Source organism: Azorhizobium sp. AG788 (genome assembly GCF_943371865.1).
Taxonomy (GTDB): Bacteria; Pseudomonadota; Alphaproteobacteria; order Rhizobiales; family Xanthobacteraceae; genus Azorhizobium.
On record NZ_CALRWL010000036.1, the window covers coordinates 40,366 to 60,577 of the forward strand.

Below are 20,212 nucleotides of genomic sequence, written 5' to 3' on the forward strand. Positions count from 1 at the left end.
GCCCGGTTCAACGGGCGGCACCGTCCCCTCAAGGCGCCGGACGGGCCAGTGGTCCGTCAGGGCGGGGCGCGAGCGCCCCGCCGACAAGCCGGATCACAGGGTCTTCAGGCAGGCCAGATAGGTCTCGGGCTCCACATTGCCGCCGGACAGGACGATCACCACGGTCTTGTCCTTGGCCGCAATCCGTCCCTGCAGCAGGGCCGCCAGCGCCACCGCGCCGCCGGGCTCGACCACCAGCTTCAATTCCAGGAAGGCGAACGCGACCGCCGCGGCCACTTCCGCATCGCTGGCGGAGACGGCCCCGCCGGTCAGCAGGCGGTTGACCTCGAAGGTGATCGCCCCCGGAGTCGGTGCCAGCAGCGCATCGCAGAACGAGCCGGAGGGGGCGGCATTGCGCTCGCGCACGCCGCTGACGAACGAGCGGGCATGGTCGTCGAAGTCCGCCGGCTCGGCGACGATGGGCTGGGCGTTGGGGAAGCGCGCTTTCACCGCCAGCGAGATGCCGGCCATGAGGCCGCCGCCGGAGGCATTGGCGGAAACCACATCCAGATCCAGGCCGAGCGCCACCAGGTCTTCCACGATCTCACGGCCGACGGTGCCCTGCCCGGCGATCACGTGGGGATCGTCATAAGGGGGCACCAGGATGGCGCCGTTGCGCGCGGCAATGGCGGCGGCTATGGCGTCCCGGTCTTCCGTGACCCGGTCGTAGCCCACCACTTCGGCGCCGAGGGCGATGGTCCGCGCGCGCTTCAGGGCTGGCGCATCGTTGGGCATGACGATGATCGCAGGCATGCCCAGCAGCTTGGCCGCGGCGGCGACCCCCTGGGCATGGTTGCCCGAGGAGCAGGCCACGACGCCCGCCGCCCGTTGCTCCGGCGCGATCTGCACCATGCGGTTATAGGCACCGCGGAACTTGAACGAGCCGGTGCGCTGAAGCGTCTCCGGCTTGATGAAGATGCGCCCACCGGTCAGCTCGCTGAGGATGGGGGAGAATACCAACGGGGTGCGCACGGCCACGCCCTTCAGGCGTTCGGCAGCGGCATCCACATCGGCGGCGGTGGGAATCGAGGGGGTCTGCGCGTTCATGCCCGCGACATTATCCGAGGCCGGCGCAACAGGCGATACCGTCGCGCGATCGGGCCGATGTCATGGGCGATCAGCACATTGTCCAGGAACTGCCGCGCGCTTTCCCGCCAGGAGTGGCGCAACGCAAAGTCCCGCGCCGCCTTGGGGGAGAGGTCCAGCGCCTTGAGGCAGGCGGTGCGCAGATCCTCGTCGAGCACCCCCACCACGCCATTCTCCTCGCCGATCACATCCAGCGGACCGGTCACCGGATAGGCCGCCACGGGAACCCCGGAGGCCAGCGCCTCCAGCAGCACGATACCATAGGTGTCGGTGCGGCTGGGGAAGACGAACACATTGCTGGCGGCATAGACGGTGGCCAGCGCCTCCCCCTCCAGGGGACCGAGAAAATGGGCATCGGGGTAGCGCGCCTTCAGGCTGGCCAGGGCCGGCCCGCCGCCCACCACCACTTTGGACCCCGGCAGGTCCAGGGCCAGGAAGGCCTCGATATTCTTCTCCACCGCCACCCGCCCCACGAACAGGAAGATCGGGCCGGGAAGATCGAGCTTGGCCTCCGGGCGCGGTCGGAACAGCTCGGCGTCCACGCCCCGGGTCCAGCGCATCAGGCGCTTGAAGCCGCGCTGGTCGAGGTCGCGCTCCAGGGTATTGGTGGAGACCATCACCCCGCCGCCGGCATTGTGGAAGCTGCGCAGCCACGCATATGTCACACGCTCGGGAACAGGCATCCGCGCGGACAAATATTCGGGGAACTTCGTGTGGTATGACGTCGTAAACGTGCGTTTTGACGCGATGCAGGCGCGCCGCACCAGGATGCCGATGGGCCCCTCGGTGGCCACATGGACGAAGTCCGGCTTGATGGCTTCGATCCGCCGCATGATCATGCCCGGCGTCGCCAGCGACAGCCGGATCTCGCCATAGGACGGCAGCGGAATGGTCCTAAAGCCTTGCGGCGTCAGGAATTCCAGCTCCGCGCCCAGATTGGCCGCTTCCCGCGCCGTGTGCTCCAGGGAGCGCACGACGCCATTGATTTGCGGATGCCAGGCATCCGTCGCCACCAAAACCCGCATCAGGCCGCCGCGCGCGCTCCCTCGATGGCCGGCGTGCCCTGCTCCGCCGCCCGCACCTGCTTGGCCCAATAGATGATCTCAAGCCGTCCGTCGTCCATCTCGGCCACGGCGGTACAGCTTTCCACCCAGTCGCCACAATTGACGTAGCGGACACCGAATTGATCGTGGATCACCGCATGGTGGATATGGCCGCAAACCACACCGTCCACCTTGTGGCGCTTGGCTTCGTCCGCCACCGCTTCTTCGAACTTGCCGATATAATTGACGGCGTTCTTCACCTTCAGCTTGGCCCATTGGCTGAGCGACCAATAGGTGAGACCAAGCTTGCGGCGCACGAGGTTGACGTAGGTGTTGACCGTCAGGGCCAGCGAATAAGCGCCATCCCCGAGGAATGCCAACCACTTGGCATGTCGCACCACCACGTCGAACACGTCGCCGTGGATGACGAGATATTTCTTGCCGTCGGCAGCTTCATGGATGGCGGTTTCCACCACCTCGATGCCGCCGAAATGCGTGCCGTAATAGTCGCGCAGGAACTCGTCGTGATTGCCCGGCAGATACACGATGCGCGCGCCCTTGCGGCCCTTGCGGAGCAGCTTCTGGACCACGTCATTGTGCTTCTGCGGCCAGTACCACGACGAGCGCAGCCGCCACCCGTCCACGATGTCGCCGACCAGATAGATCGTGTCGGCATCATGGTACTTGAGAAAATCAATAAATAGATCCGCCTGACATCCCTTTGTCCCAAGATGGACATCGGAGATGAACAAAGCGCGGAACCGGCGTTCTTCAGGGCTGTCGCTCACGCGGATGGCCTCGTCCGGATATGCTATCGGATAGCATGATGCCGGACTTAGCCGGAGTCGTGTATCCATTTTATGACGCAACTGCGAACGGCAGGATCGAACGCACCTGCCGCGATGCGCCCGGCGCGACGGCAAGCCCATGCACCATTGACCATTTCGCCCGCCCGCGCCAGCTTGCCCCACCCGCAGGGGCCGAAGGCTACTGCGGCATAATTCCCAGGGAGAGAAGTCCATGAAGCTCGTCCGCTTCGGCGCCGCCGGCCACGAAAAGCCGGGTCTAATCGATTCAAGCGGGAAGATTCGCGATCTCTCCGCTCATGTCCCGGACATTGCGGGAGAGGTGTTGACCCCGGCGGGACTGGCGCGCATTGCGGCCATCGATCCCACCAGCCTGCCCCTCGCCCCCGAAGGGGTGCGCCTGGGTTCGTGCGTGGCGCGGCCGGGCAATTTCATCGCCGTCGGGCTGAACTATGCCGACCACGCGGCTGAAACCAACAATCCCATTCCCGAAGAGCCAGTCCTGTTCAACAAGGCCCCCAATTGCGTGGTCGGGCCGAACGACGACGTGATGATTCCCAAGGGCTCGCTGAAGCTCGATTGGGAGGTGGAACTGGTCATCGTCATCGGCGCCCGCGCCCGCTATGTGGACGAGGCCGATGCGCTGAAGCATGTGGCCGGTTACACCATCTGCAATGACGTCTCCGAACGGCATTTCCAGATCGAGCGCGCCGGCCAGTGGACCAAGGGTAAGGGCAGCGAAACCTTCGGGCCGCTCGGACCCTATTTGGTCACGACCGACGAGATTCCTGACACCACCAACCTCGGGATGTGGCTGGAAGTGAACGGTGAGAAGGTCCAGAACGGCTCCACCAAGACCATGATCTTCGGCGTCGCGGTCCTGGTGTCCTACATCAGCCAGTTCATGGTCCTGGATCCCGGTGACATCATCACCACCGGCACCCCGCCCGGCGTGGGCCTCGGCTTCAAGCCGCCCCGGTTCCTGAAGGCGGGCGACGTGATGCGCCTTGGCATCGACGGCATGGGCGAACAGCGCCAGACCGTGGTGCCGTTCAAGCTCTGACAGGCCGGCGGCGATCCTTGGGGGTCGCCGCCGTTATTGCAGCGTGGTGTGGGCGAGCCAGTTCTGGACCGCCTGCAAGGCCTCGCCTTTGTTCCCGGTGCGGTGGTGTGCCTCCTGAAACACCGCCAGTTGCATGTCCGCACTGGTGCCCGCATCGGCGATGGTGCGCAGATGCAAAAGGGCATCGAGGCATCCCAAGGCATCCGCATCATCCGCCACCAGGGAAATCAGCGCCTCGACCGCATCGCGGACGGATATGGCCTGTTGCGACTCGAGATCCACGAACGATCCGTGGATGCCGTAGCGCTGGGCGCGCCATTTGTTCTCAACGGCAATGGCGCGGTGAACGCCGCCCACGGCAGCGTTATGGCCGGGATTGCGCACCAGATAGCGGACCAACGACCGATACAAAGCGGCGATCGCCACGGCGTCTTCCACCCGGGTGCAGGCGTCTGGCGCCCGCAGTTCCAGGGTCGGGTGCTTCTGTGACGGGCGGATCGCCCACCAGACATAGCTGGAATCGGTGATGGCCCTGGCCCCGACCAGCGCGTCCACATATTGCTGGTATGCAGCATTGTCCTCGAACAGCTCCGGCAGGCCCGTGCGCGGGAGTTCGTCATAGGCCGCAAGGCGATAGCCCATCAGCCCGGTCTGTTTGGAGCCCCAGAACGGGGACGACGTGGCCAAAGCAATGAAGTGCGGCAGATAGGGCAGGATGCGCCGCATCACGTCCACACGCTGGTCCGGATCGGGCAGTTCCACATGCACATGCAGGCCGCACACCATGTTGCGTTCGCCGATCATCTGCAAGTCCTGCATCAGACCATCATAGCGGTTGGCCTTGGTGGCGCGCACGCTGTCCCAGTTCGCGGTCGGATGCGTTCCGGCAGCGATGAAGCCAAGACCATGGGAGGCAGCAACCCGACCAGCCCGATAGCGCAGGTCGCGCAGTTCCTGAAGCGCGTCCCCCACCTCGGTTGCCGGTGCGGTAGCGATTTCCAGTTGAGACTGGAGCAACTCGACCGTCACCGACTCGCCGAGCTGCTCGCGCAAATGCTCGAAAAACCCCGCGGGCATCCGGCGCTGGACCGCATGGGTGGCAGCGTCGACAACGAAAAACTCCTCTTCGATGCCGAAGCGATATTGTCCTGACATGTCCACCCTCCCGACCGACGACGACCCCGTGCTCAGGTAACGCTGAGGGCTGCTGCCGGGTTGCGCGAGGATGAGCGGAAATCGGTCAGCAATGGGGCAAGGACAGCCCTATGGACTTTCACCAATGCCAATCAAAACCGCATCTCTCTGGCAGAACAGACGAAAATCAGGCGGACCGATTTCATCAACACTTATTTAGAGACAAGCGGACACCGGCGCGGAACATTTTCGCACGGCGCGCGTTTCTTCGCACTATTGCCGCCAGTCCCCACATACCGCCTGCACCACCGCCAATGCGGCCACGGCCGCCGTATCGGCGCGAAGAATGCGGGGTCCGAGGGCGATCGCCACCACACGGGGATCCCGCAGCAGAAGCTTGCGCTCGTCGGACGAGAAGCCACCCTCCGGGCCAATCAGCAGGGTGATTGGCTGCCCGGCAAGCGGCGCGAGCGCCTGAAGCGGATCTGCCAATGGCGCTGCCTCATCGCAAAAGACCAGTGCGTGTCCAGGGGGAAGCGCCGTCAGGAAGGCCGCCAAGGCCATCGGCTGGCGAACCTCGGCGACGCTGAGAATCCCGCATTGCTCGGCGGCCTCGATGGCATTGGCCATCATGCGCTCGCCATTGATCCGCGACACCTGGGTATGCTGGGTCAGCACCGGTGCCAGCACCCCTGCCCCCATCTCCACGGCTTTCTGAACCATGTAGTCGAGGCGGGCATGCTTGAGCGGGGCGAAGGCATAGGTGAGCGTCAATGGCGCGGGTTGCGTACGGGTCTGGGCGCCGATTTCCAGGCGCACCTCGCGCTTGCCGCCATCGACGCGGCGGGCCTGCCACTCGCCATCCCGGCCGTTGAACAGGAGCAGTGCCCCGCCCACGGGCAGTCGGATCACATTGGCGATGTAATGGGCCTGCTCCGCGGCCAACACCAGGACTTGGCCCTCCGCCAGATCCTGCGGAACAAACAGCCGCTGGCTGCGAAAATCATGATCAGGCATCGCTTACTCCCATGCGGGAGCCTCACCACGGCGGGCGACGCAAGACAAGACCCCTGTGGCCTCTGGGGCGGGCGGCCGGTGCGGGGAACGCCGAAGCGGGATCATTCATGGAATGGCTGCGGAGCTGGGGGCGGCACTCAAAAGCACCGCCCCGAAGACCGCCCCCTAGCGGTCTCGCGCCTGACCGGCACCTACAGCTTGCACAGAACGCCCAGGGGCGCATCACCCGAATGGGTGAAGCCTCCGGTTCGGGGGCGCTACTTCTTGGATCCGTCCGCATTGAACTGCGACAAATACGCAATCAGGTCGGCGCGCTCGGCCTCGTTCTTGATGCCGGCGAAGGCCATTTTGCCCTTGGGAACCAGAACTTTCGGGTTTGTGAGGTAGCTGTCGAGCGCCGCGGCATCCCACACCTTCCCGGCCGCTGCGCCGGCCTTGATGTCCTCGGAATAGGAATAGCCGTCGTAATGCGCCCATTTCGCACCGACGATGCCGTTGAGCGGGGGACCGACCTTCGGCTTGGCGTCAGGGCCAACCGCATGGCAGATCAGGCATTTTTTGAAGGACTGCTCGCCCTTGGCCACATCGGGATCAGCGGAGGCTGCGACCGTGGAGGCAGCCAGAGCGAGAACTGCAAGCATAACGTATTTCATGAGCGGGTCCTTCTGGGCCGTTCTGCACTTTCCGGCAGATCGATGGTCCAGCTCAGAATATGGGCTTCCCTGGAGCGTTTCCAAGCGCGGGGCCGCGCTGAACCTTGGGGCAAAAGGACGCCGCGACGCGGCGTCCTGCGGCACCGCGTCCAACTCGGCGTCTAAAGACCGGCCTGGCGGCGCGCCGCGGTGAGCGTGTTTTGCAACAGACAGGCGATGGTCATGGGGCCAACGCCGCCGGGCACGGGTGTGATCAGGCCGGCGATCCCCTGGGCCTCGTCATAGGCCACATCGCCCACGAGACGTGTCTTTCCGTCCGGCTTGGCGATCCGGTTAATGCCGACGTCGATCACCGTCGCGCCCGGCTTGATCCAGTCGCCACGCACCATTTCCGGGCGGCCCACGGCGGCAATCAGGATATCGGCCTCCCGGCAGGTGCCCGGAAGGTCGCGGGTGCGGGAATGGGCGATGGTCACCGTGCAATCCTCACGCAGCAGCAATTGCGCAGCCGGCTTGCCGACGATGTTGGAGCGCCCCACCACCACCGCCTTAAGCCCTGCCAGCGTCCCCAGATGGTGCTTCAGCAGCATCACGCACCCCAGCGGCGTACACGGCACCAGGGCTTCGAGGCCGACCGCGAGCCGGCCAGCATTGACCACATGGAACCCATCCACGTCCTTGGCGGGATCGAGCGCCGCAATCACCTTGTTCGCATCCATGTGCGCCGGCAGCGGCAATTGCACCAGGATGCCGTGGACGGCGGGATCGGCGTTCAATTTCGCCACCAGCGCCAGGAGATCGGCTTCCGATGTCTCCACCGGCAATTTGTGCTCGAAGGAGGCCATGCCCGCCTCGGCGGTCTGGGCGGCCTTGTTGCGCACATAGACCTGGCTGGCGGGGTCTTCGCCCACCAGAACCACCGCCAGTCCCGGCGTCACGCCATGGTCGCGCACCAGCGTCGCAACCTGTTCGGCGATGCGGGCACGCAGGCCCGCGGCAAAGGCTTTTCCGTCAATGGGCTTGGTTTCGATCACGGAGAGATCCTTCGAAGTGGGCGGCGGAGCATGGGCGGTGTTCTGTGCAGCACGGAGGACCGGCGCAAGACATATAGACCGCATGCGACGATGCGACGGCTTTCAGATCAATTGCAGAGACAAAAAGTTTCTTCAAGAGAAACTTTTTGTCTGCGGTGAGGCCAGGGTCAGGGCCGAGCCGGAATATCGCCCTGCGCCCAGCCCTCCTTCGTGGCGGCCTTGAAGTCCGCGAAGGTGCCGGCGGCAATCGCCGCGCGCATGCCGCGCATCAAATCCTGATAATAATGCAGGTTGGCCCAGGTAAGCAGCATCGAGCCCAGCATCTCCTCGCAGCGGATGAGATGGTGCAGATAGGCGCGGGAATAGTCGCGCAGTGCGGGGCAGTCGCTGGTCTCGTCCAGGGGGCGCGGGTCATTCTGATGACGCGCGTTCTTCAGATTGATCTTGCCGAACCGGGTGAAGGCCAGGGCATGGCGGCCGGAGCGGGTGGGCATGACACAATCGAACATGTCGATGCCACGGGACACCGCCTCCACCAGATCGTCCGGCGTGCCGACCCCCATGAGATAGCGCGGCTTTGCCGCCGGCAAATGCGGCTCCACCGTCTCGATCATGGCCAACATGACCTCCTGCGGCTCGCCAACCGCAAGGCCGCCGATGGAATAACCGGGAAAATCCAGATCCGCGAGGCCCTGGGCAGAGGCCACCCGCAAGCGCGGCACCGCGCCGCCCTGGACGATGCCGAACAGCGCCCGCCCCTTCGGCTGCGCCTCGAACGCGCGCTTGGAGCGCTCCGCCCAGCGCAGCGACAGGCGCATGGCGCGCTCGGCCTCCTCATCGGTGCAGGGCAGGCGCACGCATTCATCCAACTGCATCTGGATGTCGGCGCCCAAGAGCCCCTGGATCTCCACCGAGCGCTCCGGGCTCATCTCATGCATGGCCCCGTCTACATGGGAGCGGAACGTGACACCGCTTTCGTCCAGCTTGCGCAGGCCGGACAGGGACATGACCTGGAATCCGCCGGAATCCGTGAGGATCGGCCGTTCCCAATTCATGAAGCGATGCAGGCCGCCCAGTTCCGCCACCCGCTCGGCGCCGGGGCGCAGCATCAGATGGTAGGTGTTTCCCAGCAGGACATCGGCGCCGGTGGCGCGCACCTGCTCGGGATACATGCCCTTCACCGTGGCGGCTGTGCCCACCGGCATGAAGGCGGGGGTACGGATCTCCCCGCGGGGGGTGGAGATGAGGCCCGTACGGGCGGCGCCATCGGTGGCGTGGAGCTGGAATGAGAATGTGTCAGTCATCTGGAAGGGGGCAATAGCAGGCAGGCGTCGCCATAGGAATAGAAGCGATAGCCGGCTGCGATGGCATGGGCATAGGCGCGCTTCTGCACCTCGTGCCCCACAAAGGCGGCCACCAGCATCACCAACGTCGATTTGGGCAGGTGGAAATTGGTGAGGATGGCGTCCACGGCGCGGAAGGCGTAGCCGGGCGTCATGAAGATGTCGGTCTCGCCCAGGAACGGGCCGATCCGCCCGTCCGGCGCGGCGGCGCTCTCGATCAGGCGGGTCGCGGTGGAACCGATGGTGATGATCCGGCCGCCGCGGGCACGAACCGCATTCAGCGCCTCGGCGGTTTCAGCGGTGACTTCGCCCCATTCGCCATGCATGCGATGGTCGGCGGTGTCCTCGGCCTTCACCGGCAGGAAGGTGCCGGCGCCCACATGCAAGGTGACCGTGTGGATGGCGACGCCAACCGCTGCGATGCGGGCCAGCAGCTCCGGCGTGAAGTGCAGACTGGCCGTGGGAGCGGCGACGGAGCCTTCCACGCGGGCGAACACCGGCTGGTAGTCGGCCCTGTCCTGCGCATCCTCGGGCCGTCGGGCGGCGATATAGGGCGGCAGCGGCATGTGGCCGATGGCATCGATCGCAGCGTCTAGATCGCGTCCCGCCAGGTCGAAGGCGAAATGGACCTCGCCGCTCTCGGTTTTCGCCGTGACGGTGGCCTCCAGGCCATCTTCCCCCTGCCCGCCTCCGGCAAAGCGCACCCGGTCCCCCGGGGCCAAGCGTTTGGCCGGCTTGGCGAATGCCGCCCAGCTATCGGCGCTCAGGCGGCGGATCAGGGTCGCCTCAAAAGCAACGGTGACGCCGCCGGTGCGGGCACGGGTGCCGTTCAGGCGGGCGGGGATCACTTTGGTGTCATTCACCACCACAGCGTCGCCGGGGCGCAGGAACCCGGGCAGATCCGCCACATGAGCGTCCCGCAACTCGACGGCAGCCCCGGGCTGCACAATCAACAGCCGGGCGCTTTCGCGCGGCTGGGCGGGCCGCAGCGCGATCTGCTCCGGTGGCAGATGGAAATCGAAAGCGTCAACGCGCATGGAACCTCAACGTCACCGCACGTGCGGCGGCCCGCCTCTTAAGGACGATTGCGGCGTCAGGGAAGCCTGATGCAAAGCCGGTTCAGAAGATGGCGATCGCGCCCTGCCAGATGGCCCAGGTCATGCCGGCGGTGATCAGCGTTCCCAGGGCGGTGGCAAAGAAGCCCGCCAGGATCACCGCGCCGTCGCGCTCCACCAGCCCAAGCCCGAAAATACAGACCGCGATACCGGGCGGCAGATTGCCCAGAAAAGGAATCGGCAGCAGCAGCACGAAGCCCAGCAACACCACCATGGCGCCCACCACCCGGCGGGCCGTGGGGCCGGCGAACACCTCCAGGCGCGGCCGCGACCAGCGCTCGAACCATTGGATCCAGGAACTGGAGCGGCTGACGATGGTCTCCAGGATGGAGCGCGAGAACGTGCGCTTGGCGATGGACTGCGGTAGCCAAAGCTCCTGGCGCCCCAAGGCCATCTGCAGGCCGATCAGGCCGAGGATGATGCCGCAAATGACTGGGATGCCAGGCGGCATCGGCAGACAGTTGGGGATGCCGAACAGCAGGAACGTAATGCCGAATGCACGATTGCGGAGCGCATCAATGAGATCGCCCACCGCCACGCGTGGCTCGGTATGGGCGGCAAGGACGGCGGCGAGTAGTTCAGACGTGCGGGGAGTGCGATGGTCCAACGGGGCCTCGATCATGACGGCCCTTCTTTAACATCGATAAAGCGGCGGTGTCAGGGCGCCCTGTGCATGACAGTCCGCCCCGACACTGCGCAAGGCGTTTCAGTGAAGCAGGAACACCCCGCCCACATGCCGCAGTTCCGCCGGCTTGATCAGGCTCTGATGAACCACCGTCACTTCATGCAAGGGACCGTCCAGTTCCCGCTGCCAGAACTCCAGAAACTTGTTCAGCTGCGGAAAGCGCGGCGATATATCGTATTCCTGCCAGATATAGCTCTGGAGAAAACTGGGATGATCTGGCAAACGATACAGAATGTGGGCTGTGACGAGCCCGTAGCCGGCCATCTGCTTGGCAAAATCGGACGACACCATGAGTGACACCTCCGTATGAGCCTTGGAACGGTCAAAAGGATTGTCGGCTACCAAGCTTGCGCGGAGCAAGCCTAAAGAATGGTTTATCTGAGTAAATTCAGATCGTTAGCAGCGATGGATCGCGACTGCTAACAACTCCTGCCCTGGTCCCGTCCCGGCGTTTCCGGCGCTTTGGCACTCCCTTATCGAGAGTGCCAATTTTTTATCTCCCTCCCCTTGTGACCGGCCCCATGGACCCTTAGATGGCAGGAGGGGCTTGGATGGCGCACGTCTATACGGCGGTGATGATCCGGGCTCCGACACCATGGACTGGTGCTCAATCAAGCAAAAATGGAGGTTCCCGATGGGTTTCCGCCCTCTGCACGACCGCGTGGTCGTGAAGCGCATCGAAGCTGAGCAGAAGACTGCCGGCGGCATCATCATCCCCGACACCGTCAAGGAAAAGCCGCAGGAAGGCGAAGTCGTCGCCGTCGGCCCCGGTGTGCGGAACGACAAGGGCGATCTGGTCGCTCTGGACGTGAAGGCTGGCGATCGCGTGCTGTTCGGCAAGTGGTCCGGCACCGAAGTGAAGGTGGACGGCCAGGATCTGCTCATCATGAAGGAGAGCGACATCCTCGGCGTTGTCGAAGGCGTTTCCGCAGCCAAGAAGGCCGCGTGATCGCGCGCCCTGCGCTCCATTCGTGAACATCGAAATAACTGAAGGAAGAGCCACATGGCTGCCAAGGAAGTTAAATTTGCCGGCGATGCGCGTGAGAAGATGCTCCGCGGCGTCGACATTCTCGCCAACGCCGTAAAGGTCACTCTCGGCCCCAAGGGCCGCAACGTGGTGATCGAGAAGAGCTTCGGCGCTCCGCGCATCACCAAGGACGGCGTCACCGTCGCCAAGGAAATCGAACTGGAAGACAAGTTCGAGAACCTCGGCGCGCAGCTGGTGCGTGAAGTTGCCTCCAAGACCAACGATCTGGCCGGCGATGGCACCACCACCGCCACCGTGCTCGCCCAGGCGATCGTCAAGGAAGGCTCCAAGGCGGTTGCCGCCGGCATGAACCCGATGGATCTGAAGCGCGGCATCGACCTCGCCGTGGACGCCATCATCAAGGACCTGGCCGCCAAGTCCAAGAAGGTGACCTCGAACGCCGAGATCGCCCAGGTCGGCACCATCTCCGCCAATGGCGACGCCGAAATCGGCAAGTTCCTGGCGGAAGCCATGGAGCGGGTCGGCAACGAGGGTGTCATCACCGTCGAGGAAGCCAAGACCGCCGAGACCGAGCTCGAAGTGGTCGAAGGCATGCAGTTCGACCGCGGCTACCTGTCGCCCTACTTCGTCACCAACGCCGAGAAGATGCGCGTTGAGTTCGAAGACCCCTATATCCTCATCCACGAGAAGAAGCTCTCGAACCTGCAGGAACTCCTGCCGGTGCTCGAAGCGGTCGTCCAGTCGGGCAAGCCCCTGGTGATCGTGGCCGAAGACGTGGAAGGCGAGGCTCTGGCCACCCTGGTGGTCAATAAGCTGCGCGGCGGCCTCAAGGTCGCAGCCGTCAAGGCCCCCGGCTTCGGCGATCGTCGCAAGGCGATGCTGCAGGATATCGCCATCCTGACCGGCGGCCAGGCCATCTCGGAAGACCTCGGCATCAAGCTCGAGAACGTGGACCTGTCCATGCTCGGCCGCGCCAAGAAGGTGATCATCGAGAAGGAAAACACCACCATCGTCGACGGTTCGGGCGAAAAGGCCGATATCGAGGCGCGGGTGTCGCAGATCAAGGCGCAGATCGAGGAGACCACCTCGGACTACGACCGCGAGAAGCTCCAGGAGCGTCTGGCCAAGCTGGCCGGCGGCGTCGCGGTGCTCCGCGTCGGTGGCTCCACCGAGATCGAAGTCAAGGAAAAGAAGGATCGCGTCGATGACGCCCTCCATGCCACCCGCGCTGCGGTGGAAGAAGGCATCGTCCCCGGCGGCGGCGTGGCTCTGCTGCGTTCGATCCAGGCGCTCGTTGGCCTGAAGACCGAAAACCCCGACCAGAAGACCGGCATCGAGATCATCCGTCGCGCCATCCAGACCCCGGCCCGCCAGATCATCGCCAACGCTGGTGATGACGGCTCCGTGGTGGTCGGCAAGATCCTCGAGTCCAACGTCTACAACTTCGGCTACAACGCCCAGACCGGCGAATATGTCGACATGGTTGCCTCGGGCATCATCGACCCCACCAAGGTCGTGCGCACGGCGCTCCAGGATGCGGCCTCCGTGGCCGGCCTCATGATCACCACCGAAGCCCTGATCGCCGAACTGCCCAAGAAGGGCGGCTCTGCGCCCCAGATGCCGGGCGGCGGCATGGACTTCTGAGGTCTCTTCGACGTCGAAAAGGCTCATGACAATGGGCTTGCAGGAAAGGGCGTCGCGCAAGCGGCGCCCTTTTTTGTTCGCGGCCACGGTCACGCGCTTGCCAGAAGCCGCGGCAAGGGGCATGGAGGCCGGCGCCCGGCGGTAATCTTCCGGTCACGCAGCGGGATTATCGGGCGGCATGAAGTTCATCGTTTCCTTCCACCTCCTGCCCTTTCTCGACACCGTCGTCAGTTATGTGGCCGCCTTCCTCTTTGGCGCGCTGATCGGGGCCGAGCGGCAGTATCGCCAGCGCACCGCGGGCCTGCGCACCAACGTCCTGGTGGCGGTGGGTGCGGCGGGCTTCGTCGATCTCGCCCAGGGCCTCGCCGGGGATGCGGAGGCGGTGCGGGTGATCTCCTACGTGGTCTCCGGCATCGGCTTTCTCGGCGCCGGCGTCATCATGAAGGAGGGGCTGAACGTCCGCGGCCTCAACACCGCCGCGACCCTGTGGTGCTCGGCCGCCGTAGGCGCCTGCGCGGGCGTGGACCGGCTGGCGGAAGCCGCCTTGCTTACCTTCTTCGTCATTGCCGGCAACACCCTGCTGCGGCCGCTGGTCAATGCCATCAACCGCATCCCCATCGAGGCGGAAAGCGTGGAGGCGACCTATGCGGTCAGCCTCACCACCGCCGTCGGGCATGCGGGCGTGATGCGCGACCTGCTGGAAGCTCAGTTGGAGGTGGCGAGCTATCCCATCGCCGAGATCGAGGTGGTGGAGCGGGGCGAGGAGCATGTGGAAATCGTCGCCACCCTCACCAGCACCGAAGTGGAGGGCGCCGATCTCGACGCGGTGGTGGAGCGCCTGCAAGCCCATGCGGACGTGGACCACGCCACCTGGAGCGCCAACACCCAGTCCTGAGCGGGCGCGGCGCAGGATGCGCTGCCCTTGAACACCGCCCCGCGCCCGGCGGTGTCTCATTCGGATGAGGCATGCCGCCTTTAAAGCGAACGTGACGCAGTCAGCGCGCGCTCCAGAGCCGTAAAGACGATCGGAGCCTCCATCTGCGCCACGTTGAAGCGCATGAAGCCGGACGCCGTCTGCGAGACGCTGAACACGTTGCCGGGCGCCAGGACGATGCTCTCGCGCAGCGCGGCACGGGCCACAGCGGCGGCGTCACAGCCCTCCGGCAAGGCGCACCACAGATAAAATCCGCCGCGCGGTTGGATCCATGGCCGGATGCCCAAGGCGTCCAGCCGTGACGCGGCGGTCCGGCGTGCCCCGGACAAGCGCCGACGCAGGGCCTCCAGATGCTTGCGATAGCCGCCATCGCGCAAGGTGGACGAGATCAGCTCGGTGGCGATGGGGCTTGGGCCACTGAACTCGGTGGCGACCTGGAGGTTGATCAACCCCTCGATCCACTCGGGACGCGCGGCGATGTAGCCGCAGCGCACCGACGCCGAAAGTGCCTTGGAGAAGCTGCCGATCCGGATCACCCGCGACAGCCCATCGAGCGCCGCAAGACGGGGCGAGGGCGCCGGCTCGAAATCCGCGAAGATATCGTCCTCGATGATGGTCACATCATGCGCCGCCGCGGCATTCAGCAATCGATGGGCGGTTTGCGGCGACATCGTTGCCCCGGTGGGATTATGGAGCGCGGAATTGGTGATGTAGAGCCGGGGACGATGGCTCGCCAGCGCCGCTGCAAACGCAACCGGATCGGGGCCCGTTGGGGTGTAGGGCACGCCCACGAGGGTCGCCTGATGGGCGCGCAGAAGCGCTTGGAAATTGAAATAGCAGGGATCATCCACCAGCACGGTGTCCCCGGGTCGCAGGAACAGGCGGCAGACGAGATCGATGGCCCGGGTCCCCGATGAGGTCAGCTGGATCTGGTCCACCCCCACATCGATTCCCTCGCCCGCGAACTGGCGGGCGAGCATCTGGCGCAGGGCAAGCGATCCGCGGGTGGTGCCATAGTCGGTCAGCACCGCATCGTCCGCGCGGGCAAGGCCACGCAGGGCGCGCCGCAGGGCGGTGGTGGGCATCCAGTCAGCCGGCAGCCAGCCGCAGCCGGGCTTGAGGAAGTCCGCGCCGGCATCGAGGGACTGCCGCGAGACCCAGAACGGATCGATGGCCCGGTCCTGGCGGGGCTCCACCGCCGCAAGCACCAACGGCGGCAAGGCCCCGGCCACGTAGAAGCCAGACCCCGGCCGGGACCGAATGACGCCATCGGCCGCAAGACGGTCATAGGCCTCGGCGACCGTCGAGGGCGAGACCCCCATGGTGGCGGCAAAGCTGCGGATCGACGGCAGCTTCTCGCCTTCGGTCAGGGCGCGCGTGGCCATGCGGCGGCGAATGGCCTCCATCACGTCGCCTGTTCGCGTGGAGGCATCCTCTCGCATTGCGACTCTCGCTCACACCGTATGGGGACACTGGACCATACAGTTCGGCGAAACTGTATGGAAGTGTTCCTGTCTTGATCCAGGTTCAATGCCGTATGCCCTTCGTTCACGTGGAGGCGACATGCGGCAGGCGACGAGCGGATGGGGCAGCGGGCTGCTCGGTGTGGTCATTTTCAGCGGCTCGCTACCGGCGACTCGCGTCGCGGTTGGCGGGTTCACGCCGCTGTTCCTGACCTCGGCGCGGGCGGTGATCGCAGCGCTTTTGGGCGCCGGGTTGCTGGTGCTGTTGAAACAGAGGTCGCCCGCACGCAGCGACATGGCTTCGCTTGGCATCGTCGCCCTTGGGGTCGTGGTGGGCTTTCCGCTGTTGACGGCCCTGGCGCTCCAGCATGTCACCTCCGCGCATTCCATCGTCTTTATCGGCCTGTTGCCACTGGCCACGGCGATTTTCGGGGTGATCCGCGGGGGGGAGCGGCCGAAGCCGGCGTTCTGGCTCTTGTCCGTGATCGGCAGCGCCGCCGTGGCCGGCTTTGCGTTGGCGCAGGGCGGGGCCACCTCGCTCACCGGTGACCTGCTGATGGTCGCGGCCATCGTCCTGTGCGGGCTGGGCTATGCGGAAGGCGCCGTCCTGTCGCGGCGTCTCGGCGGCTGGCAGGTGATTTCGTGGGCACTGCTGCTGGCGCTCCCGGCCATGGCGATCATCGCGGCCGTGACCGTGCCGGATGGTTGGAGCGGCATCGCCCTCCCCGCCTGGATCGGGCTCGCCTATGTGTCGGTGTTCAGCATGCTGGTGGGCTTCGTGTTCTGGTATCGCGGACTGGCCCTGGGCGGTATCGCCGGTGTCAGCCAGTTGCAATTGCTCCAGCCCTTCTTCGGGCTGGCGCTGGCGGGCGTGCTTCTCGGCGAGCCCGTCGCCTGGCAGATGGTCGTGGTCAGCGCGCTGGTCGTGCTCTGCGTCGCGGGTGCGAAGCGGTTCGCATGACCCACCGGCCTGCCTCGGGACGGGCCAGCGGCGAACGGCCGCGCCTCAGCGTCCGCGTTCCGAGCGGCTGAAATTGCTGAGATGGCCTTCCCGGGCGGCCTGCGCACGGGCGGACTTGATGATGCCGGCGCTCTTGCCGCCGGGCGCCACCCGCGACATCAGGCGCTCCAGGTTCGCCGCCCCGCAGCCGGGACAGACCGGGGTATCGGACCCACGGACCAGCAATTCGACATCGGTGTCGCATTGCGCACAATGATAGCTGAACAGCGGCACGATCACGGCCTCCCCTTGGCCCTGCTTGCGCAAGGCTGCCTGTGGCGGTCCCTCGCAGTCACGGTTCGCGACACGGAAGAGCAGCCATCACCGGCCTCATGCAGAGACCGGGCCAGGACAGGCGGCCATGGGGGAGCGGTGCGCAGGCCTCAGGCGACGCGGGCGTTGATCGGGCTTTGGCGGGTGCGCTGCAGGCGCATATTTACCGTTCGAGAAAGCGCGACAATAACCAAGATCGTGGCGAAATAGGCGATCAGCTGCATGCCCGTGGGCTGGGCGCGATATCCCACCAGGGTCCGCAGCACGCGGCCAATGGCGCTATCGTCCGCCAACAGCCATGTGGAATTCCACAGCGGGTCTGCCAAGCTCTGGATGAAGCCGGCATCCTGGAGGATGCCCACGGCCTGGGCCGCCAATCCGGCCGCCAGCAAGGCGATGAGCACGCTGGTGGTCTTGAACAGGTGCTTCATGGGGATCGCCACCAGCCCGCGATAGAGCAGGAAGGACACGATCGCCCCGGCGCCCACGCCAAGAGCGAAGCCCAGCGCCACGTTCAGGGGGGACTCGCCGCCGCTCACCGAGATGCCGTACATGAACAGCACCACTTCGACCCCCTCGCGCAGCACCGCCATGCCGGCGACCACGCCAAGCGCGGCCAGCGGACGACGGCCGTCTTTCACATCGCGCCCCACCGCGCGCATTTCGGAGACCATCTCGCGGCCGTGGCTGGCCATCCACACCACGGTCCACACCAGCATGACCACAGCCACCGACAGGATGGCGGCATTCAGCATTTCCTGGCCGGAGCCTTCGAAGAGATTGGCGATCTGCTCGGCGAAGGCGGCGACGATGCCGCTGCCCACGATGCCGCCGGCGATCCCCAGCGCGATCACCGTGCCGCGGCCCCGGATCCCTTCGGACGCGGCCAGCATCACGCCGACGATCAGGCCGGCCTCCAGGACCTCCCGAAACACGATGATGAAGGCTGCCAGCATCGGTCTGTCCCTGCGATTTGAACGCCCCCGCGGGAGGCGCACGGCCCGGGCTCACGTCTCGGGCGAGGAATGGCTCAGTCAGCACAGGCGGTGTAACGTCACGGCGCACATGCGGCCATGACCTGACACTGCTTACTGGTTATTTGCTGGTACACCCGCCCTGCGGACCTGTCATCCAGACGGAAGCACGTTTAGAACTCCTCAAATCTGGAATTGCTTTAACGTTGGCTGGCGAGCGGGCCGAGCACGGGCCGCGGAGGCGCATGACGGCTCAACAAGTATAAGCGGACGTAACGTCAGGTTGTTGTGCGTCTATCGCATCATCTCGACGCAGAATAACAATCACGATCTGGTCATTATCGACTCTGCGCCACCAACGACGGCGGAGTAATGTGCAGTTTCTCGCTGCTGTGGCCGGACATCGGAAACACACACGCTTGAATGGAACAATTCCATTGTCGCAGCAGCTTCTTGTGGTGCCGCATTGCTCGGGGCTAGGGTACCTCAGGGCGCGCGGGCATCGCTTCGCATGTCGCCGTCTTCAGCGCCGCTGCGGTGCCAGTCAAAGATTTATCAGGAGTGTTCATCCATGCGCGCGCATATTGCCGCCGCCACCGTCGTCCTGGCGCTCGGTCTGGCCGGGCCGGCCATTGCACAGACCAGCAAGCCGACCACCGCCACGGCCGCGACACAGGTCGCTCCGGCGCAGCGCGCCGTGATTGCCCACTACGCCGATCTGGCCCAGGCCATGTATACGGATGCCTATGGCGCGGCGCAGGAGATGCAGACGGCGATCGCAGCCTTCCTGGCCGCCCCCAGCGCCGAAAACCAGAAGGCCGCTCAGGCCGCCTGGAAGAAGGCCCGCGATCCGTATTCGAAGACCGAGGCATTCCGATTTGGGAACAAGGTCGTCGACGAGTGGGAAGGTAATGTGAATTCCTGGCCGCTGGATGAAGGCCTGATCGACTATGTCGATACCAAAAGCTACGGCACCAAGTCGGACGAAAATCCGCTCTACACCGCCAACATCATCGCCAACAAGTCGATCCGCATCGGCAAGAAGACGATCGATACCACCACCATCACCCCGGCTATGCTGCACAAGCTCAATTCCGCCGGCGGTGTCGAGGCCAATGTGGCCAGCGGCTGGCATGCCATCGAATTCCTGCTGTGGGGCCAGAACCTGCATGTGGCAGCCCAGGGGGCCGGCCAGCGTCCCTGGACCGACTTTGATACCAAGGCCTGCACCAACGGCAATTGCGATCGCCGCGCTCAGTTTCTGAAGGTTGCCACCGAGACACTGGTGGCGGATCTGAAGGAAATGTCCGAGGCCTGGGGGCCGAAGGGCGCCGCCCGCGCCACCCTGCTCAAGAAGACGGACAAGGCCGGCCTTGCGGTCATCTTCACCGGCATCGGCTCGCTGTCCTATGGCGAACTGGCCGGCGAGCGCATGAAGCTCGGCCTGATCCTGCACGATCCCGAAGAAGCCCATGACTGCTTCTCCAACAACACCCACAACTCGCATTATTTTGACGAAGTGGGGATCACCGACGTCTATTACGGTCGCACCACCCGCAACGACGGCACCGTGTTCAGTGGCCCCTCCGTGGCGGATCTGGTTCGCGCGGCCAATCCGAAGATCGCCAGCGAGATCGACGACAAGATGAAGGCGGCCGAAGCCGCTCTCAAGGTCATCAAGACCAGCGGTGACAGCGGCGAGATGCGTTACGACGCCATGCTCGCCGAGGGAAATGCAAAGGGCAACAAGATGATCCAGGACGGCGTCGACGCCCTGGTGGCCCAGGCCCATGCCATCGAACGCGGCGTGGCCGTGCTGAAGCTCCAGATCAAGGTGGAAGGCTCCGCCAGCCTGGACAACCCGAACGCCGCCAAAAAGAAGTAGTCCGCCTGGCCCGCGGCATCCTCTGGGATGCCG

Annotated in this window: 20 protein-coding genes; 6 read left to right on the top strand and 14 right to left on the bottom strand. The window is 65.1% G+C overall.

The genetic code is table 11. The annotated features are described in order from the left end of the window. Nucleotides 1–93: 93 nt before the first annotated feature. From AAG816_RS18930 to AAG816_RS18940, 3 genes are read right to left on the bottom strand one after another with little or no spacing between them, the layout of a single operon-like run. Entirely contained in the window at nucleotides 94–1,086 is a 993-nt protein-coding gene (locus tag AAG816_RS18930) for a threonine/serine dehydratase (protein ID WP_341991232.1), read from the bottom strand. Continuing rightward, nucleotides 1,083–2,150: a glycosyltransferase family 1 protein gene (locus AAG816_RS18935; RefSeq protein WP_341991233.1), complete on the bottom strand. Its 1,068-nt coding sequence runs from the start codon at nucleotides 2,148–2,150 to the stop codon at nucleotides 1,083–1,085. Before AAG816_RS18935 ends, AAG816_RS18930 begins: the two co-directional genes overlap by 4 nt. Further along, on the bottom strand, nucleotides 2,150–2,956 hold the full coding sequence (locus AAG816_RS18940; protein ID WP_341991234.1) for a UDP-2,3-diacylglucosamine diphosphatase: 807 nt from the start codon (nucleotides 2,954–2,956) through the stop codon (nucleotides 2,150–2,152). The genes AAG816_RS18935 and AAG816_RS18940 overlap by 1 nt, the downstream gene beginning before the upstream one ends. A gap of 232 nt (nucleotides 2,957–3,188) precedes the next feature. On the opposite strand from AAG816_RS18940, the gene AAG816_RS18945 reads away from it, so the two are divergent. After that, on the top strand, nucleotides 3,189–4,037 hold the full coding sequence (locus AAG816_RS18945; RefSeq protein ID WP_341991235.1) for a fumarylacetoacetate hydrolase family protein: 849 nt from the start codon (nucleotides 3,189–3,191) through the stop codon (nucleotides 4,035–4,037). A 33-nt stretch (nucleotides 4,038–4,070) separates the two neighbouring features. Here the strand turns inward: AAG816_RS18945 and AAG816_RS18950 are convergent, their stop codons facing one another. The 8 genes from AAG816_RS18950 to AAG816_RS18985 all read right to left on the bottom strand — a co-directional run bounded on the left by AAG816_RS18950 (nucleotide 4,071) and on the right by AAG816_RS18985 (nucleotide 11,309). Next, nucleotides 4,071–5,192 (bottom strand): carboxylate-amine ligase, encoded by a 1,122-nt coding sequence (locus AAG816_RS18950; RefSeq protein WP_341991236.1) that lies wholly within the window; start codon nucleotides 5,190–5,192, stop codon nucleotides 4,071–4,073. A gap of 252 nt (nucleotides 5,193–5,444) precedes the next feature. Continuing rightward, nucleotides 5,445–6,188 carry a 16S rRNA (uracil(1498)-N(3))-methyltransferase gene (locus AAG816_RS18955; RefSeq protein WP_341991237.1) on the bottom strand — a complete coding sequence of 248 codons (744 nt, stop codon included), beginning with the start codon at nucleotides 6,186–6,188 and terminating at the stop codon, nucleotides 5,445–5,447. A 257-nt stretch (nucleotides 6,189–6,445) separates the two neighbouring features. Further along, nucleotides 6,446–6,841, bottom strand: a complete 396-nt coding sequence (locus AAG816_RS18960) for a cytochrome c family protein (RefSeq protein WP_341991238.1) — start codon at nucleotides 6,839–6,841, stop codon at nucleotides 6,446–6,448. Between the two features lie 161 nt (nucleotides 6,842–7,002). After that, nucleotides 7,003–7,875, bottom strand: a complete 873-nt coding sequence (gene folD, locus AAG816_RS18965) for a bifunctional methylenetetrahydrofolate dehydrogenase/methenyltetrahydrofolate cyclohydrolase FolD (RefSeq protein ID WP_341991239.1) — start codon at nucleotides 7,873–7,875, stop codon at nucleotides 7,003–7,005. Between the two features lie 167 nt (nucleotides 7,876–8,042). Continuing rightward, complete coding sequence (tgt, locus tag AAG816_RS18970) at nucleotides 8,043–9,179, bottom strand: tRNA guanosine(34) transglycosylase Tgt (protein ID WP_341991240.1); 1,137 nt, start codon at nucleotides 9,177–9,179, stop codon at nucleotides 8,043–8,045. Next, nucleotides 9,176–10,255: a tRNA preQ1(34) S-adenosylmethionine ribosyltransferase-isomerase QueA gene (gene queA / locus AAG816_RS18975; protein ID WP_341991241.1), complete on the bottom strand. Its 1,080-nt coding sequence runs from the start codon at nucleotides 10,253–10,255 to the stop codon at nucleotides 9,176–9,178. The genes tgt and queA overlap by 4 nt, the downstream gene beginning before the upstream one ends. 82 nt (nucleotides 10,256–10,337) lie before the next feature. Further along, nucleotides 10,338–10,955, bottom strand: coding sequence for an exopolysaccharide biosynthesis protein (locus AAG816_RS18980; RefSeq protein ID WP_341991242.1), 618 nt, complete (start codon nucleotides 10,953–10,955; stop codon nucleotides 10,338–10,340). Between the two features lie 84 nt (nucleotides 10,956–11,039). After that, complete coding sequence (locus tag AAG816_RS18985; protein WP_341991243.1) at nucleotides 11,040–11,309, bottom strand: usg protein; 270 nt, start codon at nucleotides 11,307–11,309, stop codon at nucleotides 11,040–11,042. Between the two features lie 343 nt (nucleotides 11,310–11,652). On the opposite strand from AAG816_RS18985, the gene groES reads away from it, so the two are divergent. The 3 genes from groES (at nucleotide 11,653) to AAG816_RS19000 (ending at nucleotide 14,545) form a co-directional block, all read left to right on the top strand. Continuing rightward, nucleotides 11,653–11,967 carry a co-chaperone GroES gene (gene groES, locus AAG816_RS18990; RefSeq protein ID WP_341991252.1) on the top strand — a complete coding sequence of 105 codons (315 nt, stop codon included), beginning with the start codon at nucleotides 11,653–11,655 and terminating at the stop codon, nucleotides 11,965–11,967. 54 nt (nucleotides 11,968–12,021) lie between these two features. Further along, nucleotides 12,022–13,650, top strand: coding sequence for a chaperonin GroEL (groL, locus tag AAG816_RS18995; protein ID WP_341991244.1), 1,629 nt, complete (start codon nucleotides 12,022–12,024; stop codon nucleotides 13,648–13,650). Nucleotides 13,651–13,828: 178 nt separating this feature from the next. After that, nucleotides 13,829–14,545 carry an MgtC/SapB family protein gene (locus tag AAG816_RS19000; protein ID WP_341991245.1) on the top strand — a complete coding sequence of 239 codons (717 nt, stop codon included), beginning with the start codon at nucleotides 13,829–13,831 and terminating at the stop codon, nucleotides 14,543–14,545. Between the two features lie 80 nt (nucleotides 14,546–14,625). On the opposite strand, the gene AAG816_RS19005 is transcribed toward AAG816_RS19000, so the two are convergent. Further along, nucleotides 14,626–16,026 carry a PLP-dependent aminotransferase family protein gene (locus AAG816_RS19005; RefSeq protein ID WP_341991246.1) on the bottom strand — a complete coding sequence of 467 codons (1,401 nt, stop codon included), beginning with the start codon at nucleotides 16,024–16,026 and terminating at the stop codon, nucleotides 14,626–14,628. A gap of 121 nt (nucleotides 16,027–16,147) precedes the next feature. On the opposite strand from AAG816_RS19005, the gene AAG816_RS19010 reads away from it, so the two are divergent. Beyond that, nucleotides 16,148–17,008 (top strand): DMT family transporter, encoded by an 861-nt coding sequence (locus AAG816_RS19010; RefSeq protein ID WP_341991247.1) that lies wholly within the window; start codon nucleotides 16,148–16,150, stop codon nucleotides 17,006–17,008. Nucleotides 17,009–17,053: 45 nt separating this feature from the next. Here the strand turns inward: AAG816_RS19010 and AAG816_RS19015 are convergent, their stop codons facing one another. Together AAG816_RS19015 and AAG816_RS19020 are read right to left on the bottom strand one after the other, a co-directional pair. After that, nucleotides 17,054–17,281 carry a zinc ribbon domain-containing protein gene (locus AAG816_RS19015; RefSeq protein ID WP_341991253.1) on the bottom strand — a complete coding sequence of 76 codons (228 nt, stop codon included), beginning with the start codon at nucleotides 17,279–17,281 and terminating at the stop codon, nucleotides 17,054–17,056. A 149-nt stretch (nucleotides 17,282–17,430) separates the two neighbouring features. Continuing rightward, entirely contained in the window at nucleotides 17,431–18,276 is an 846-nt protein-coding gene (locus tag AAG816_RS19020) for an FTR1 family protein (RefSeq protein ID WP_341991248.1), read from the bottom strand. Nucleotides 18,277–18,865: 589 nt separating this feature from the next. Here AAG816_RS19020 and AAG816_RS19025 point away from each other — a divergent pair. After that, a complete protein-coding gene (locus AAG816_RS19025) occupies nucleotides 18,866–20,179 on the top strand; it encodes an imelysin family protein (RefSeq protein ID WP_341991249.1) in 1,314 nt (437 codons plus the stop codon). The last annotated feature ends 33 nt before the right edge of the window (nucleotides 20,180–20,212 follow it).

What these genes read in the sequence shown, in the direction of transcription:
- AAG816_RS19025 (WP_341991249.1), top strand. Translation starts at nt 18,866, where the DNA reads ATGCGCGCGCATATTGCCGCCGCCACCGTCGTCCTGGCGCTCGGTCTG.
- AAG816_RS18985 (WP_341991243.1), bottom strand. Translation starts at nt 11,309, where the DNA reads ATGGTGTCGTCCGATTTTGCCAAGCAGATGGCCGGCTACGGGCTCGTC.
- AAG816_RS18980 (WP_341991242.1), bottom strand. Translation starts at nt 10,955, where the DNA reads ATGATCGAGGCCCCGTTGGACCATCGCACTCCCCGCACGTCTGAACTA.
- AAG816_RS18935 (WP_341991233.1), bottom strand. Translation starts at nt 2,150, where the DNA reads ATGCGGGTTTTGGTGGCGACGGATGCCTGGCATCCGCAAATCAATGGC.
- AAG816_RS19020 (WP_341991248.1), bottom strand. Translation starts at nt 18,276, where the DNA reads ATGCTGGCAGCCTTCATCATCGTGTTTCGGGAGGTCCTGGAGGCCGGC.
- AAG816_RS19000 (WP_341991245.1), top strand. Translation starts at nt 13,829, where the DNA reads ATGAAGTTCATCGTTTCCTTCCACCTCCTGCCCTTTCTCGACACCGTC.
- groES (WP_341991252.1), top strand. Translation starts at nt 11,653, where the DNA reads ATGGGTTTCCGCCCTCTGCACGACCGCGTGGTCGTGAAGCGCATCGAA.
- AAG816_RS18960 (WP_341991238.1), bottom strand. Translation starts at nt 6,841, where the DNA reads ATGAAATACGTTATGCTTGCAGTTCTCGCTCTGGCTGCCTCCACGGTC.
- tgt (WP_341991240.1), bottom strand. Translation starts at nt 9,179, where the DNA reads ATGACTGACACATTCTCATTCCAGCTCCACGCCACCGATGGCGCCGCC.
- AAG816_RS19005 (WP_341991246.1), bottom strand. Translation starts at nt 16,026, where the DNA reads ATGCGAGAGGATGCCTCCACGCGAACAGGCGACGTGATGGAGGCCATT.
- AAG816_RS19010 (WP_341991247.1), top strand. Translation starts at nt 16,148, where the DNA reads ATGCGGCAGGCGACGAGCGGATGGGGCAGCGGGCTGCTCGGTGTGGTC.
- groL (WP_341991244.1), top strand. Translation starts at nt 12,022, where the DNA reads ATGGCTGCCAAGGAAGTTAAATTTGCCGGCGATGCGCGTGAGAAGATG.
- AAG816_RS18945 (WP_341991235.1), top strand. Translation starts at nt 3,189, where the DNA reads ATGAAGCTCGTCCGCTTCGGCGCCGCCGGCCACGAAAAGCCGGGTCTA.
- AAG816_RS18950 (WP_341991236.1), bottom strand. Translation starts at nt 5,192, where the DNA reads ATGTCAGGACAATATCGCTTCGGCATCGAAGAGGAGTTTTTCGTTGTC.
- AAG816_RS18955 (WP_341991237.1), bottom strand. Translation starts at nt 6,188, where the DNA reads ATGCCTGATCATGATTTTCGCAGCCAGCGGCTGTTTGTTCCGCAGGAT.
- AAG816_RS18930 (WP_341991232.1), bottom strand. Translation starts at nt 1,086, where the DNA reads ATGAACGCGCAGACCCCCTCGATTCCCACCGCCGCCGATGTGGATGCC.
- queA (WP_341991241.1), bottom strand. Translation starts at nt 10,255, where the DNA reads ATGCGCGTTGACGCTTTCGATTTCCATCTGCCACCGGAGCAGATCGCG.